We start from the raw sequence: 16,250 nt of genomic DNA on the forward strand, positions 1-16,250 counted from the left end.
ATTGAGATTGAAATATTAAAAAAAATAAAAAGAAAACTTTTAACGGTCTTTGAAGTAAAAAACACAAAAAACCTCATATTTACAAAATAAAAAGCTATCCACCAAAAAAAAAGCAGTTACCTTTTATTTTCAACAATATAACGCCAATTTTGAAATAAGTCAGTTTGAGAAAAAAATTATCTAAAAAATAAAGGGAAATTATTAAATTGCTTTTTTTACAACACTTATCACTTAAACAACATTGGCATCAAGGCATTCATCTCCATTGGCATTGCCAAAAAGCCTATCTTTAACTCTTGGCTTTAACGAACTCATTGAAGACTTTAAAGCGCACTTCGCAGCGAAGCTGGCAACCTAGAAACCATGATCACCGCGCGCCTAGATAGCACTTTAGAGCTAGCTACGATTGTAGAAGAACACATGACAGAAATCGCCAAATGACAACGTGAAAAGCTCAATGCCAAGCGAGAAGACTTAAAAGCCGACATCGATGAAAACCGCCTTGAGCAAGAACTTATTTACCTTGCTCAAAAACAAGATCTGGCTGAAGAGTTAGATCGTTTAAAGTCTCACGTAACAGAAGCACATAAAATCATTAAAAAAAGGCGGCGCATGCGGCCGCCGTTTAGACTTTATGATGCAAGAATTTAATCGCGAGTCAAATACCCTAGCCTCAAAATCAATTAATACCGACATCACCAGCGCAGCGGTTGAACTAAAAGTATTGGTTGAACAAATGCGTGAGCAGATCCAGAATATAGAATAAAGCTCACTAGCGTTCACAAAAACCCTTAAAGTATTGAAAAACCTAGCTTTATAGCGGGGTTTTGTTTTTTATCGTTCCGTATTTTTTCATTCTGTTTCATCCAATTGGTGAGTATTGTGGTGAGTATTTTTCACTGCTAGTCTCAAGCTACTGGTGAGTACAAGAGGTGAAAAAATGCCAAATTTAACAGTTAAACAAGTAAACATACTTGCTAAAAGCGAACCTAAAAAAACGTCTGATGGAAACGGTCTGTTATTTGTCGTTCCCAAGCGTGGCGAACCTTATTGGTCCCTGAGATATACCTTTAACGAAAAGAGGAGGGAAAAGTCTCTAGGTAAATTCGGGCAACTGACACTGGCTGAAGCGCGCGGTGAGGCTGAAACGATCAGAGCCATGCTAAGAGAAGGCATTGATCCACTATCATTGAGCTCTCTCACCAAACATAGCGGAATGACTTTCAACGAGCTATTTCAAGATATGTATGAAAATAAGCTGCTCAAACGATTAAAAAGACCTGATATTCCGAAAAGTAAATATGACAACAATGTAGCCAAATTCATTGGTCACCTTAAAGTTGAACAGGTTAATGCCTTCCACATTAGAGATATCCTAAATATCATTACCGACAGTGGGCGACCTACAGTGGCAAACGACGCCCTTGATCTACTTAACAACCTTTTTAAGCATGCTATTCAATTAAATATTACACTAAATAATCCCGCATCTGCCTTCAGCTATAAAGACGCTGGAGGGGATGAATCATGCCGAGAACGAGTATTGACGATTGATGAAGTGGAGCAAGCATTCAGCGTATTCAGAAAATACCCCGAGTCTTTTACTCGCGACAACTACCTGGCCTGCTGTTTGTTAGTGGTTTTGGGAGTACGTAAATCTGAATTAATTCAAGCACCATGGCATGAATTCGATTTAGACAATGCGGTTTGGCATTTACCAAAAGAGCGTACCAAGAAAAACTTTAGAGCTATCAAAATTCCGTTACCTCCTCTCGCTGTGGAATGGCTTAAAGAACTAAAAGTTCGTTCACATGGCTCAAGTTATGTATTTCCAGCGAGACGCAAAAGTAGTAAACCGTATATGGGTTCAGATACCATCAACAGCGCAATAAATTCGCTGTTCGGTATAGATCGTAGTAAAAAGGTTCAGCCACCTAACCGTATGGGCGATTTAGAACATTTTAGAGTGCACGATCTTCGACGTACGTTCAGGTCTATTGGGTCAGAGCTAAAATTTCAAGATGATCATTTAGAGCGTTGTTTAAATCATAAAATCAGCAAGTTAGATGAGATTTACAACAAGCATGACTTTTTTGAACAGAGGAAGGAAATTCACCAAGCAGTATGTCTAAAGATAACCAAATATTTGTGATTTCTGTTGTATTAATTTAAACCGCCCCAATACTGTATATAAATACATTATTAAAGGTGATTTAATGGTTCAGGAACTAGGTGATTTTGATAATTTAGAAAAAGTAAAAATAAATAATAAGCTACTCAGTAGCATGTTTTTCCATACAGAGGGTTATGACGGTGAGGGAATTAACCCTTTAAACGGCAACGGACATTACCGTGGTATTGCACGCCCATATGTTTCTTATCTGATTCAACGCCTTTTTAACATTCATAGGTTTCCATGCTGTATTGAAGCAATAGCTAGGCAAGATGACAGAGCTATAAAAAGCTACTTTGAAGATCTTTCTGATACTGAACTTTCCAATCACCTCTCAGAACTAGAAAGAGTTTATCGACACACTCAAGCCCAATTGAGTGCTATTTCAAGTAAAATCCGAGTTAGGCGAGGCTTGAGAAAGAGTATGAGTGAAATTGCTGCATGTGCTGTAATTCATGCTAAAAAGAACAATCTTACTCAAGTGCAAATTCCATGTAATACGTTTGATTTCTATGCTTTGGCACCTTCAGGAGGTTTCGACGATGGTGTTTGGTTTTACCGAGATATTCCAGTAGAAGATATATTGCTTTGCCACCACACCATAAATGGGCTTCATCAAGTAGACTCAGATGTTTTAGTTGTAAATAAGAGTCCGAGGGGAATAATCACTATTGATCTAAAAGACATCCATGTTTCCGAAAAAGTAACTGTCAGTCGTGAAGCTGTTGAATTGTATGAAAGCTGCATAGAACATGGTACATTCGAATATACAAAAGCCTTTAAAGATTTTTATCTAGCGTTTAAGTATGATAGTTTAAAGCGTGTAAATACAATTTACAGAGACCAAAATATGCTTGGCAGAGCTCTTCATTTCCTAATTGAAAGGTATGGTAAAAAACACTCCCCAAGAATAAGCAGAGAAAAGCTCTATTCATCGCAACCATAGGATTATTTGTTTATCCAAAGCAAAATATCCGACAACAACCAGCGGGCTTTTCCCTTGCCAACTCCAGAGGCTGGCGGGGTTTCTCCCACCTTTTGCATGCGCCACCATGTAGTGCGGCTAATGCCAGTTCTGCAGCAGCGCTCAGTCTCGCTTATCAACCGCTCTTCTTCGCCATAAAGCTTTAAAATTCCCGCTCGTTTTTCAAATAGCTCGTTATTCATGTTCGTCTCCCAGTTCCACGCGATTCTTCAGTACCCAAGCATCAACTTCTACTCTCTTGAAAAAGGTTCGCCGCCCCCCCAAGTTTGTAACAGGGCAACCCATCCCGTACTTGTTGCCGCAAGAAATTTGGGCTTAGTGCTGTATACTGGACACACTCGTCAAATGTAAGAAATTCTTTGCTATTGAGCGCAACTTTGCACAGCTGGTTTTCAATAACGCATTTTATTTCGTCAAATAGTTCGTCAGTAAGCATTAGTAATTCTCGCTCTGGGAAAGTGGGATTAGCATTACTATTCAATGAGTTATTATTTTGGTGGAAGTGGGATAGATCCACACTTTCACCGCATTCGCGACAGATTTTTTCGGGAAAAAACTTAATAAACCGATCTCCTCCTATTTTAAATGTACGTCGCGTGCCCTCATTTGAAATGGCCCAACCTTTTTGAAGCATATAATGGGCTGTTTGACTGTATTCATGAGCAACAGACTCGATTACTTCTGATTTGAATAGCTGCTGAGGAATGTACCAAGCCAGTTCCGGCTCTGATTCGAAGAATCCTATGCTCCCGTTATACGACTCCCCCCGAGGACTCAGGCTATGTCGCCACTTATTGATTAGCTTGATAAGCTTCTTAATAATTTTCTTACTTTCTGAATTTTCGGTGCTATTTCGGTCATCTAGCCAAATTGTTGCTACTTGTTCTAATGCATCTTTAACTTCACCCAAGTGCCATGGCTACAATCCTAAATTAATGGCAATTTCCCCCGCGGCGGCTAGCAGCGCAAATTTATCTAAAACGTTATTAGCTTGGCTCTCTATGTTTTTTGGCCAAGGCCACTGCTCCCGAATATCTTTGTACTCTTTAATAACCTCATTGTTTGGGCAATCAAAATTTGAGAGAGCTTCCACCCACGATTTAATGAAAGTACCATGGTATTTACCTATGCTGGCTGATAAGTACTCAGCAAACTCTTTAGCCGAAGTAAATCCATGAGTATTTTCGAAAGCATCATATTTGCTAAATACTGGAACCTCTATTAACCGGACTGACTGCCCTGCACTAACACTTTGATTAATGCCTAACAAAACCTAAACTCTTTGACGCTATTTCTGTGCTCTTAGTATTTGGAACTTTATGGGATCACTCAGTCATTGCGCCCCTTTATTTATTCCTGCTAAGCCTATTCATAACCTGTGCTTGGTATACAAAAAATATCAACTTGGCTCATATCTCTGGGTTTATTTTTGCGTTAACGGCAATTAACTTTACGATTTTTTCAACCGGGATAATTGATATTGTGGCCCTGCAAGAAAACCAATTGTTACGAGGAACCATTATTTTAGGAATACAGCTCATTTTTAGCGTAATAACTATGATAATATTAATATTTCGAGTACAGCTATCACGTAAATTATCTAGTTCAAATAATATCAAGCTAACGCCTTTCGATGGCATATTCTATTGGTTGTACATTTTCACTTCTATTATTTATGCCCTTGGGCTTTTAGAAAATGTTGCATGGTCGTATTTCAAAATAGCATCTATGGATCTCATCTACAGTAATATAGCGGGGTTAATTTATATCTCTTGGGCATTGTGCTGTTACATGTTTTTAACCATGGTAGTTCTTTCAATAAATAAACCACGCTTATAAACAATATAAAGTAAAAAGTAACTCACACCACCCGATTGTCAAACAAAGTGATTTCCCACTCGCTTTCGACACACTAAAATCAAGAGTTTATTGCAGCTTTTAGAATTCAACCGTACTACACCGACCAAAGCATAAAAATGCACAGCTAAATAGAAACTATGCGCATTCCACCACGTGCTAGGTTACCTATTGTGATTAGGTTTTTACTTAAAATTTACTTTGGGGAGATTTTTTCACACCTATTCCCACAAAATGATTTTACCAACAACAAACTAGCAAACGATTTCATGTTAAAACATCGCTTTAAAAAGGATTCAAAAGCCATAACTTTAATCATAAATGGATTTGACACTGAATTATTAACCAACGTCGTGGGTATGAAAAGCTGCATAAACATTATGCAGCACTGCAATACCGTATATTTAGCATTAAGGAATCACCTTAAAAGCCCACAACATAGAGCAACTACCGTCTTGGCATGCATACGTTCTTTGGAGGCAATATGAAACACAACACAAGTAGAAGAAAAATACAAATTGATAGATTCAAAACTGAGATGCAAAAAGCCATGCGAAGCTTACGTAAAAAACACGGCCTGACGCAAAAGCAGCTCGGATTAATATTGCATGTTGACCAAGCAACAATTAGTAACTTTGAGAGTGGTAAAACTATCATGAGCATCACACAAGTTTATGAGATGATGCTAATTTTCGGTAGCGATTTTACTAGCCCTGTGATGAATGAATTATTTAGTAATAACTTAGCCATCGATAATCCAGTGCACAGTGCTGTACTAGTTGCCTAGCCGTATGACTGGTATTTAGCAGCAAAATACCCAGTACCTACTATCCAGCCCTACAAAATGTGGGGCTTAGCCATATAAATTTAGCGTAAAGCTTTTATTTCTCACTTCATAAATCATCATATACAACTCACGATCAAATATGTTGATCAATAAGAAAAAACTCGCCACTATCTAGACTATATTTTTACTATCGACTCAGCGTACATGAAGTTACTCGAAAATGTGTCCCCCTTAAAACAACTTGAGATCATTAACCGTCTTGATTTTTTCAATGAATTTACTTTGGCTGAACGACAAGTCTTGCTCGAGTCATTTAGTCACTTGTATTTAGTACATCAAAGCCATCACGCGTTTAAACGTTTTGAATTAGATAACCGACTTTTTATTGTGCTCAGTGGTGAGTTTAGTATTTTTAAGAAAAGCCAATTGCTTGAATTAGGCCGTGTGGGGCCTGGTGAGTTTATTGGAGAGGGCGCTTTTATTTGCAATCAAGAACACTCTACCAGTGCCAAAGCGCTTAAAGACAGTATCTTGCTAGCTATTACACCTGAGGCAATGACAAAACTACCTAATGTTATTCGAGAAAAAATGAAGGATAGAATTATTGCGGGTATGAGCACTCGGATCAGCACGCTCAGTAATTATATTGAAGACAATATCTAGTGGATTTAAATGTGATTTAGCGAAAAAAGGCATGTGCAAGAACCCATGCCTTTAATAAAACCATAATTAGAATTGAGCAATCAATCCCTTAATTTAATAATGTATTAAACGCATTAAACAGTTTTTCAAGCTCTTCAATCGTGTTGTAGTGCATACATCCAATACGGACGACGCCACCCTTATCCATCACACCTAGCTGCTCACATAAACCTTGTGCATAGAAGTTACCATCCCATACACACATATGCTGGTTACCTAAAAACTCAGATACAGCACGTGGTTCAAGGCCATCAAATGTCAGTGCAAAAGTCGGTGTACGCTCTTTAAGGCGGGTTAAATCTGAAATACCAAATAATTTAATTTGTGGAAATTCAGCTAAGCGCGTTAAAAAGTATTCACTTAACGCCATTTCATGCTGTTTGGTCTTAGCAAAGCCTTCAGCTAAACGCTGACGACGTGGTGTTGCCTCTGGCAAGTCACTTAAGCTGGCAATATAGTCAATTGCAGCCACAACACCCGCAAGGCCTTCAAAGCTCTGTGTGCCGGTTTCCCAGCGGCCTGGGATCACGTCTTTTGCAGGCTCTACTTTATAAGGGCTAAACCCTTCTAAGTGTTCACGCTTACCATAAACAATACCCACATGCGGGCCAAAAAACTTGTAGGCTGAACAGGCTAAAAAGTCACAACCCAGCGCTTGCACATCAATAAGCTCATGGGGGGCATAGTGCACAGCATCAACATAAACTAAAGCGCCAACTTGGTGGGCTAATTCAACAATGTGTTTTATATCGTTGATAGAACCCGTTGTATTTGACGCATACGTCACAGCAACCAGTTTTGTATTACGGTTTAATAACTGCTTATAGTGCTCTAAGTTTAACGTGCAATCAGCTTCATTAATTTGCAGGGCATGTACTGTCGCTCCTTTATCTTCGGCTGCTTGACGCCATGACGACACATTTGAGAAGTGATCGGCATTGGTAACAATAACCTCATCGCCCGCCTGCCATGCCCTAGAAAGTGCACGGCTAAAACTAAAGGTTAGGCTTGTCATGTTTGCACCAAACACGATTTGCTCTTTGCTTGGCGCATTGAGTAGCTCTGCAACCGCTTGGCGAGCGTTGTTAAGCAAGTCTACCGTTTTTTCACTAGAGAAGAATGCGCCACCTAAGTTGGAATTGTAGTACCCCAAATAAGCCGACATCGCGCTCAATACAGACTGTGGTACTTGCGAGCCACCTGGGCCATCCAAAAAGATAGGGGATTGGCCATTTACTTGCTGCATTAATGCCGGAAATTGACGGCGAAGTTTAGTTAGTTCCATGAGCCACTCGTGTTATGAAGTAAATACAAAACAATCTAAATAGCCAATTTTATCAGCATCTAGTTTATTCATTGGAGTCGCGTTATGCCAAACTTCACGGTCGTTGATCAAAGCAAACAGGCCGTCTTTGATTTCCATTTTAAAGCAAGGCTCTACGTCTTTGTTTTCATAAACCAATAGCTCACCACCGGCGATGTTCTCATGTGATACACCACATACACAGACATGATCAAAACCATCTTGATGAATGCCTTCTGGCGCTGGCGGTGTGTCACTTTCAATTGCTAGCATACGGAATTGATGCACCTCAATTTCACGCTCCGGTGAAATGCCTGTCATAGCACGAAACTCATTTAATAAGTGTTTAAAGCCATCACTTTGCAATAAGCTGTCTTCAAGGTTTTCATATACGCGCTCTACATTACCCTGAAAAGTATTAATCGCGTCATCTTGAACAAAGGCTTTTGCAGGCTGCAATGACACATGATCATCTGAAAATTTAATTACTGAGTAACGACGCTTTCTGAATGCACCATCCGCATACGGGTTACTTGGTAGTTGATTAAATGAGGGCTTCACTGCGTCGATATGCGCTTGTTGGATGAAACGAAGTTGAAGCAAGTTCTGATTGTTTACTGCGGTCATTTTGCTCTCGCCTATTGATGACAAATTGGCGATAATTCTAAGCGAATGGAAAATAAATACTGTTTAATTTACCTATTAATATGCCACAAAATAGCAGTAACAAACCAAAATACACGAAAATATTGAATATTTATTCTATTATTTGAAAATCGACTGTTTCTTGTTTTTTAAGTATTAAAAAAGCCGACATTTTGCCGGCTCTATTGCTCAAAAAGGCTACACAGCTTGCTGGATGATCACTTCATCTGCTTTTTGTGTGTATTGAGGCATTTTATGGAAGTTGAGATAACGATAAGTATCAGCGGCGGTCACGTTGATCTGCTGCGCATAATCTTGATACTCCGCAGGCGTGGGCAGTTTGCCTATAATGGCAGCGACCGCAGCTAGCTCAGCTGACGCTAAAAACACGTTAGCACCAGTCCCTAAACGATTCGGAAAATTACGCGTAGAAGTTGATACCACGGTTGCTTTATCTGCAACCCGAGCTTGATTACCCATACATAACGAGCACCCCGGCGTTTCGATCCGTGCGCCTACTCGACCAAAAATACCATAGTAACCTTCGTCGGTAAGTTGATCTTTGTCCATTTTAGTAGGTGGTGCAACCCAAAGCTGAGTGGGTAGTCGGCCGCCATAGTTATCTAACAATTTACCTGCGGCGCGAAAATGGCCAATATTAGTCATGCATGAACCGATAAACACTTCATCAATTGACTCACCTTGCACAGTTGATAGTAAACGCGCGTCATCAGGGTCATTCGGTGCACATAAAATGGGCTCTTTAATATCGGCCAAATCAATGTCAATCACGTGGGCATACTCGGCATCGGGGTCCGCTTGCATCAACTTAGGGTTAGCCAGCCATTCTTGCATTTTTGTAATACGACGCTCAATCGTACGAACATCTCCATACCCTTCAGAGATCATCCATTTCAGCATCACAATGTTGGAATTTAAATATTCTGTAATAGACGCTTCTGAGAGTTTAACCGCACACCCCGCCGCAGAACGTTCGGCTGATGCATCTGATAATTCAAATGCTTGCTCGACCGTTAAGTGCTCAACGCCTTCAATTTCTAGTACTCGGCCAGAAAACTCATTAATTTTGCCTTTTTTCTCAACGGTTAATAGCCCTTGCTTAATTCCATAATACGGAATCGCATGTACTAAATCACGTAATGTGATCCCGGGCTGCATTTCACCTTTAAAACGTACAAGAATTGACTCAGGCATATCAAGGGGCATAACCCCTGTCGCTGCCGCAAAAGCCACCGCGCCAGAACCGGCAGGAAAAGAAATCCCCAGTGGAAAGCGTGTATGCGAATCTCCCCCAGTTCCCACAGTGTCAGGTAACAACATGCGATTTAACCAAGAGTGAATGACACCGTCACCTGGACGTAACGATACACCACCCCGGTTCATGATGAAGTCTGGCAAGGTATGATGAGTATTCACATCAATGGGTTTAGGGTACGCTGAAGTATGGCAGAACGATTGCATGGTTAAATCAGCGGAGAAACCTAAACAAGCTAAATCTTTTAATTCATCACGGGTCATTGGGCCGGTAGTGTCTTGCGAGCCAACAGTCGTCATTTTAGGCTCACAATATTGCCCTGGTCGCACACCGTCAACACCACACGCTTTACCCACCATTTTTTGGGCTAAGGTAAAACCTTTTGATGACGCTTGGGCTTCTACTGGTTTACGGAAAATCGTTTCGGCCTCAAGTCCTAATGAAGCCCGTGCTTTGTCAGTCAAACCTCGACCAATGATCAAGGGGATACGACCACCTGCACGCACCTCATCAAGAATAACCTCTGATTTGAGTGAAAAGGTAGAGAGTACTTCATCCGTACCATGGCGCTTAACTAGACCTTCGTAAGGGTAAATATCGATTTGATCTCCCATATGTAGCTCTTCGACCGGCAATTCAATCGGCAGCGCACCGGAGTCTTCCATTGTATTGAAAAAGATAGGAGCAATTTTGCCACCTAAACAGACGCCACCAACCCGTTTGTTTGGCACAAAAGGAATATCATCTCCCATAAACCATAATACAGAGTTGGTTGCGGATTTACGTGACGAGCCAGTCCCTACTACATCACCCACATACGCTAACGGTAAACCCTGTTTTTTTAGCGTTTCTAATTGTGTAATTGGACCAATCTCACCTGACTTTTCAGGGTTAATACCATCGCGGTCTATTTTAAGCATCGCCAGCGCATGCAACGGAATATCTGGACGAGACCATGCATCTGGTGCCGGAGACAAATCATCGGTGTTGGTTTCTCCAGTTACTTTAAAGACGGTGACAGAGATCTTTTCGGCAACGGCTGGTTTATCAGTAAACCACTGTGCGTTAGCCCAAGATTCAATCACCTGTTGAGCAAACTTGTTACCCGCTTTTGCTTTTTCTTCTACATCGTAAAATGCGTCAAACATTAATAGTGTATGAGATAGCCCTTTCGCAGCGATAGGAGCCAGTGCCTCATCGTCCAAAAGCTCGATCATAGGTGCAATATTGTAGCCACCTAACATAGAGCCAAGTAACTCTGCTGCATACGCGTTTGTTATGAGTGGTGATTGTGTATCACCTTTTGCGATAGCCGCTAAGAAACCCGCTTTAATATAGGCTGCATCATCCACCCCAGGTGGTACACGATTGACGAATAAATCGAGAATAAACTCTTCTTCACCTGCTGCCGGCGACTTAACAAGCTCGATGAGATCTGCGGTTTGCTGCGCATCTAATGGCTTAGGCACTATCCCAAGCTCTGCACGTTCTTCGACGTGTTGACGATATTCTTGAAGCATAATTTTACCCTCTTGATGACGTGAACTGGCATAACCTGTTTAATTGTAAAAAGCTTATGACCATAGATTCTGTGGCTTAGTATATGGCGTTTAGATATCGATGAGAATAAAACAGCAGGTATAAGGCTTTATACTCACTATAAATTTTGTGAATGAGCAGAGCAGTAAATCCATATTATGATGAATGAATAATTACAGGATACCGCTTTCCATCATAATTAAAGACTTTGATTTTTATAAGCTTTTAAGAAGGTATTTAGTTTTAGCGCTCGCTAGCATATCTATGGCTCCCAATGCATATAACATCTAACTAATATTTACAGCTTGTATGACGGCAGGTCCATGCTAAAGGCTAAACTGTTTAAAATCGACGTAAGAAGATGAATATATAGAAGCTTGGCCGATCCTGCGTTTTAGGCGAGAGATAATAAATTCAAATATAAGGAATTCGATGGATAAAAGTACTTTTTCAGGACGATATGATTAGTATCTTGTGGTAGCCGCAGATACAAAAAAGCCGAGCTATTGCTCGGCTTTTTTAGTGTCTTCTACAAGACTTACTCTGCAGACTGCGCGTCTTCTTGAGTTTCTTCAGTCGCAGGACGACCTAGAAGCTCAACATAAGCCATTGGTGCATTATCACCAGCACGGAAGCCACACTTAAGAATACGAGTGTAACCACCTGGACGGCCTTCGAAACGAGGACCAAGTTCGCTGAATAACTTACCAACTACTTCATTATCACGCGTGCGAGCAAACGCTAAACGGCGGTTTGCTACACTGTCAGTCTTAGCCAGTGTGATTAAAGGTTCAATTACACGGCGTAACTCTTTCGCTTTAGGCACAGTTGTTTTGATGATTTCGTGCTTCACCAATGAACTAGCCATATTGCTGAACATCGCTTTACGATGGCTGCTGTTACGGTTTAATTGACGACCACTCTTACGATGGCGCATGACCCTATCCTTCTAACTAAACTAATATAGTAACTTAGCTTATTCAGCTAAGCTTGCCGGAGGCCAATTTTCTAGGCGCATGCCTAGAGAAAGACCACGTGAAGCCAGTACATCTTTTATTTCAGTCAAAGACTTCTTACCAAGATTTGGCGTTTTCAGAAGCTCAACTTCAGTACGCTGTACTAAGTCACCGATATATTGAATTTGCTCGGCTTTCAGACAGTTTGCTGAACGTACTGTTAGCTCAAGATCATCAACTGGACGAAGCAGAATAGGATCGAATTCTGGCTTCTCTTCTTTCTCTTCTGGCTCAGAAACATCACGTAAATCTACGAATGCATCTAATTGCTCAGCTAAGATAGTAGACGCACGGCGGATCGCTTCTTCAGGATCTAATGTACCGTTTGTTTCCATATCAATGATTAACTTGTCTAAATCTGTACGTTGCTCAACACGGGCTGATTCAACCGAGTACGCAATACGTTCAACCGGGCTGAATGATGCATCTAGCAACAGACGACCGATTGGACGCTCATCGTCATCAGAGGATAAACGACTAGACGCTGGCACATAACCACGACCGCGCTCAACACGAATACGCATGTTGATATCGCTATTACCTGCCGTTAAATGACAAATAATGTGATCTGGGTTGGCGATTGTTACATCTCCATCGTGCTGAATGTCTGCCGCTGTCACAGGGCCTACACCAGATTTTGTCAGGGTAAGAAAAACTTCATCTTTACCTTCTAGAGATACAGCTAAACCTTTAAGGTTTAACAAAATTTCAATGATGTCTTCTTGTACGCCTTCTTTCGCGCTGTACTCATGCAATACACCATCAATTTCAACTTCAGTTACTGCACATCCTGGCATAGACGAAAGTAGTATACGGCGTAAAGCGTTACCCAAAGTGTGACCAAAGCCACGCTCAAGTGGTTCTAAAACAACTTTAGAACGCGTCGGGTTGATAGCGTCGATATCGACTAATCTTGGCTTTAGGAACTCAGTTACAGAACCCTGCATTTTATCCTCTCTTAACTCTTAACTTTACTTCGAGTAAAGTTCGACGATTAATTGTTCGTTAATGTCCGCAGACAGATCAGAACGCTCTGGTAGGCGCTTGAAGCTACCTTCCAATGTCTTACCGTCAACTTCAACCCAAGTAGGCTTCTCACGTTGCTCAGCCAACTCTAGAGCTGCAATGATACGTGCTTGCTTTTTAGACTTCTCACGAATTACTACAGTATCTTCTGGAGTAATTACGAATGAAGGAATATTTACAACACGACCATTAACCATTACCGATTTGTGGCTTACTAGCTGACGTGCTTCAGCACGTGTGCTTGCAAAGCCCATACGGTAAACTACGTTATCTAAACGTTGCTCTAAAAGTTGTAATAGGTTTTCACCAGTATTACCTTTTAGGCGAGCAGCATCTTTGTAGTAGTTGCGGAATTGCTTTTCAAGTACACCGTAGATACGACGAACTTTTTGCTTTTCACGTAACTGTAAACCGTAATCTGATAGACGACCTTTACGTGCGCCATGCTGACCAGGTGCTGTCTCAAGTTTACACTTTGAGTCGATTGCTCTCACGCCGCTCTTAAGGAACAGGTCAGTACCTTCACGACGACTCAGCTTGAGCTTAGGGCCCAAATATCTTGCCATGTTCTTTCTCCTAACCTATTGTTATACGCGACGTTTCTTCGGTGGACGACAACCATTGTGTGGAATTGGCGTCACGTCAGTGATGTTTGTGATACGGTAACCAGCAGCATTCAAAGCACGAACAGCAGACTCACGGCCTGGACCTGGTCCTTTAATGAATACTTCTAGGTTCTTAAGACCGTACTCTTGAGCAGCAGTACCTGCACGCTCAGCAGCAACCTGTGCAGCGAACGGAGTAGACTTACGAGAACCACGGAAACCAGAACCACCTGCAGTCGCCCAAGAAAGAGCATTACCTTGACGGTCAGTGATGGTTACAATCGTGTTATTGAATGATGCATGAACATGAGCCATACCATCAACAACTTGCTTTTTAACCTTTTTACGACGAATTGGTGCTTTAGCCATAACTTACCTCACCTTATCTTTTGATAGGCTTGCGAGGACCCTTACGAGTACGCGCGTTAGTCTTAGTACGTTGACCACGAAGTGGTAACGAACGACGATGACGTAAGCCACGGAAACAACCAAGGTCCATAAGACGCTTGATGTTTAAAGTCACTTCACGACGAAGATCACCTTCAACAGTGTACTTACCTACTTCTTCACGAAGTACGTCAAGTGTTTCGTCTGAAAGCTCACCGATTTTAGTATTTTCGGCGATACCAGTCGCTGCTAAGATAGCCTTAGAGCGAGTTTTACCTACACCATAGATAGCAGTTAAACCAATTACTGCATGCTTATGATCAGGGACGTTAATGCCAGCGATACGGGCCACTAACACATCTCCTATATTTCGATTCGATTCCCATCTGTTTGAAAAGCCCGTAAGGATACTCAAACGAAGACCGAACCACATTTAAAAACACAGGCCAAGTAGTATTACTTAGCCTGCATGAGTTTATTAGCCTTGCCTTTGCTTATGCTTAGGCTCACTGCATATCACTCGTACTACACCAGCACGTTTGATAACTTTACAGTTACGGCAGATTTTCTTAACGGAAGCACGTACTTTCATTGCTCAACTCCGTGAAAATAACCTTATCGGCTATAGCCTTTAAGGTTTGCTTTTTTAAGCACAGAATCATATTGATGAGACATCATATGAGTTTGTACTTGTGCCATGAAGTCCATGATCACAACAACGATAATCAAAATTGATGTACCGCCGAAGTAGAATGGCGTTTGCCATGCCATGGTCATAAACTCGGGCACCAGACAGATAAAGGTTATATACAAAGCACCTGCCAATGTCAGGCGTGTCATCACTTTATCAATGTATTTAGATGTCTGCTCACCGGGACGAATTCCTGGGATAAAAGCGCCAGATTTTTTCAGGTTATCTGCTGTCTCACGCGGGTTAAATACCAACGCAGTGTAGAAGAAGCAGAAGAAGATAATAGCCGCGGCTAATACCATCGCATACAGAGGCTGACCAGGAGTCAACACTGCAGAGATAGCTTGTAGCACATCAGCGACCGGACCTTCACCTTGGCCGAACCAGCTTGCTATAGTACCAGGGAACAGAATTATACTGCTAGCAAAGATTGGTGGAATAACACCCGCCATGTTTACTTTCAGTGGTAAATGCGTACTTTGAGCAGCAAATACCTGACGACCTTGTTGGCGTTTTGCGTAGTTAACAACAATACGTCGTTGACCACGTTCAAAGAACACAACAAGATAAGTAACAGCGAATACGATTACCGCAATCAATAGCAGTGCTAAAACATGCAAATCACCTTGGCGCGCCATTTCAGCTGTCGAACCAATCGCAGACGGCAGGTTAGCTACAATACCAACAAATATTAGAACAGAGATACCGTTACCGATGCCACGTTCTGTAATTTGTTCACCCAACCACATAAGGAACATAGTACCAGTTACTAAACTCACCACAGCGGTGAAGTAGAAACCAAAACCAGGGTTAACAACTAACCCGTCCATCATGCTTGGTAAGCCAGTGGCAATACCAATAGATTGGAATGTAGCAAGCACGAGCGTGCCATAACGCGTATATTGACTGATCTTCTTACGACCCTGTTCGCCTTCTTTCTTAAGCTCTATCATCGCAGGATGTATGTGCGTTAATAGCTGCATAATAATCGAAGCCGAAATATAAGGCATAATACCGAGTGCCAATACCGAAGCTCGCTCAAGCGCACCACCGCTGAACATGTTGAACATTTCAACAATGGTGCCCTTTTGTTGCTCGAAGAACTCGGCAAGTACAGCGGCGTCAATCCCAGGGATCGGCACAAATGAACCCAAACGGTAAATAATGATAGCACCCAATACAAATAGTAATCGACGCTTCAGTTCCGAAAGCCCACTTTGTGCACTTTGCATATCTTGACCTGGTTTAGCCATTGTGT

Annotated in this window: 17 protein-coding genes and 1 pseudogene; 5 read left to right on the forward strand and 13 right to left on the reverse strand. The window is 41.5% G+C overall.

The window, feature by feature from the left end; genetic code table 11:
- Positions 1 to 307 precede the first annotated feature (307 nt).
- From PCIT_RS09845 to PCIT_RS09855, 3 genes and pseudogenes are all read left to right on the forward strand, one after another.
- A pseudogene (locus PCIT_RS09845) lies at positions 308 to 766 on the forward strand (YicC/YloC family endoribonuclease); the annotation flags it as partial.
- Positions 767 to 940: 174 nt separating this feature from the next.
- A complete protein-coding gene (locus PCIT_RS09850; protein ID WP_010363699.1) occupies positions 941 to 2,152 on the forward strand; it encodes a tyrosine-type recombinase/integrase in 1,212 nt (403 codons plus the stop codon).
- A 64-nt stretch (positions 2,153 to 2,216) separates the two neighbouring features.
- The gene (locus tag PCIT_RS09855) at positions 2,217 to 3,119 is read left to right on the forward strand and encodes a hypothetical protein (RefSeq protein WP_010363701.1); all 903 of its coding nucleotides are present in this window, start codon (positions 2,217 to 2,219) and stop codon (positions 3,117 to 3,119) included.
- Between the two features lie 2 nt (positions 3,120 to 3,121).
- Here PCIT_RS09855 and PCIT_RS09860 read toward each other — a convergent pair whose 3' ends face one another.
- The 3 genes from PCIT_RS09860 to PCIT_RS09870 are packed head-to-tail and all read right to left on the reverse strand — an operon-like array spanning position 3,122 to position 4,428.
- Complete coding sequence (locus PCIT_RS09860; RefSeq protein WP_010363703.1) at positions 3,122 to 3,340, reverse strand: helix-turn-helix transcriptional regulator; 219 nt, start codon at positions 3,338 to 3,340, stop codon at positions 3,122 to 3,124.
- Positions 3,341 to 3,381: 41 nt separating this feature from the next.
- On the reverse strand, positions 3,382 to 4,068 hold the full coding sequence (locus PCIT_RS09865) for a hypothetical protein (protein WP_040696948.1): 687 nt from the start codon (positions 4,066 to 4,068) through the stop codon (positions 3,382 to 3,384).
- A gap of 9 nt (positions 4,069 to 4,077) precedes the next feature.
- The gene (locus PCIT_RS09870; RefSeq protein ID WP_040696952.1) at positions 4,078 to 4,428 is read right to left on the reverse strand and encodes a hypothetical protein; all 351 of its coding nucleotides are present in this window, start codon (positions 4,426 to 4,428) and stop codon (positions 4,078 to 4,080) included.
- A 1,071-nt stretch (positions 4,429 to 5,499) separates the two neighbouring features.
- On the opposite strand from PCIT_RS09870, the gene PCIT_RS09875 reads away from it, so the two are divergent.
- Entirely contained in the window at positions 5,500 to 5,802 is a 303-nt protein-coding gene (locus PCIT_RS09875; RefSeq protein WP_010363709.1) for a helix-turn-helix transcriptional regulator, read from the forward strand.
- A gap of 204 nt (positions 5,803 to 6,006) precedes the next feature.
- Positions 6,007 to 6,465 (forward strand): cyclic nucleotide-binding domain-containing protein, encoded by a 459-nt coding sequence (locus PCIT_RS09880; protein ID WP_010363711.1) that lies wholly within the window; start codon positions 6,007 to 6,009, stop codon positions 6,463 to 6,465.
- 88 nt (positions 6,466 to 6,553) lie between these two features.
- On the opposite strand, the gene PCIT_RS09885 is transcribed toward PCIT_RS09880, so the two are convergent.
- The 10 genes from PCIT_RS09885 to secY all read right to left on the reverse strand — a co-directional run bounded on the left by PCIT_RS09885 (position 6,554) and on the right by secY (position 16,245).
- Positions 6,554 to 7,789, reverse strand: a complete 1,236-nt coding sequence (locus PCIT_RS09885; RefSeq protein WP_010363713.1) for a cysteine desulfurase-like protein — start codon at positions 7,787 to 7,789, stop codon at positions 6,554 to 6,556.
- Between the two features lie 12 nt (positions 7,790 to 7,801).
- On the reverse strand, positions 7,802 to 8,434 hold the full coding sequence (locus tag PCIT_RS09890; protein ID WP_010363715.1) for a 2OG-Fe dioxygenase family protein: 633 nt from the start codon (positions 8,432 to 8,434) through the stop codon (positions 7,802 to 7,804).
- Positions 8,435 to 8,650: 216 nt separating this feature from the next.
- Entirely contained in the window at positions 8,651 to 11,248 is a 2,598-nt protein-coding gene (gene acnB / locus PCIT_RS09895) for a bifunctional aconitate hydratase 2/2-methylisocitrate dehydratase (RefSeq protein WP_010363716.1), read from the reverse strand.
- Between the two features lie 557 nt (positions 11,249 to 11,805).
- The gene (gene rplQ / locus PCIT_RS09900; protein ID WP_010363718.1) at positions 11,806 to 12,204 is read right to left on the reverse strand and encodes a 50S ribosomal protein L17; all 399 of its coding nucleotides are present in this window, start codon (positions 12,202 to 12,204) and stop codon (positions 11,806 to 11,808) included.
- A gap of 39 nt (positions 12,205 to 12,243) precedes the next feature.
- Complete coding sequence (locus PCIT_RS09905) at positions 12,244 to 13,230, reverse strand: DNA-directed RNA polymerase subunit alpha (RefSeq protein WP_010363720.1); 987 nt, start codon at positions 13,228 to 13,230, stop codon at positions 12,244 to 12,246.
- A 24-nt stretch (positions 13,231 to 13,254) separates the two neighbouring features.
- On the reverse strand, positions 13,255 to 13,875 hold the full coding sequence (gene rpsD, locus PCIT_RS09910) for a 30S ribosomal protein S4 (protein WP_010363723.1): 621 nt from the start codon (positions 13,873 to 13,875) through the stop codon (positions 13,255 to 13,257).
- A gap of 21 nt (positions 13,876 to 13,896) precedes the next feature.
- On the reverse strand, positions 13,897 to 14,283 hold the full coding sequence (rpsK, locus tag PCIT_RS09915) for a 30S ribosomal protein S11 (RefSeq protein WP_010363724.1): 387 nt from the start codon (positions 14,281 to 14,283) through the stop codon (positions 13,897 to 13,899).
- Between the two features lie 13 nt (positions 14,284 to 14,296).
- The gene (rpsM, locus tag PCIT_RS09920; RefSeq protein WP_010363725.1) at positions 14,297 to 14,653 is read right to left on the reverse strand and encodes a 30S ribosomal protein S13; all 357 of its coding nucleotides are present in this window, start codon (positions 14,651 to 14,653) and stop codon (positions 14,297 to 14,299) included.
- A 126-nt stretch (positions 14,654 to 14,779) separates the two neighbouring features.
- Entirely contained in the window at positions 14,780 to 14,893 is a 114-nt protein-coding gene (gene rpmJ, locus PCIT_RS09925) for a 50S ribosomal protein L36 (protein ID WP_002959476.1), read from the reverse strand.
- A 23-nt stretch (positions 14,894 to 14,916) separates the two neighbouring features.
- Positions 14,917 to 16,245 carry a preprotein translocase subunit SecY gene (secY, locus tag PCIT_RS09930; protein ID WP_010363748.1) on the reverse strand — a complete coding sequence of 443 codons (1,329 nt, stop codon included), beginning with the start codon at positions 16,243 to 16,245 and terminating at the stop codon, positions 14,917 to 14,919.
- Positions 16,246 to 16,250 lie beyond the last annotated feature (5 nt).

Source organism: Pseudoalteromonas citrea (genome assembly GCF_000238375.3).
In the GTDB taxonomy this organism is placed as follows: Bacteria; Pseudomonadota; Gammaproteobacteria; order Enterobacterales; family Alteromonadaceae; genus Pseudoalteromonas; species Pseudoalteromonas citrea.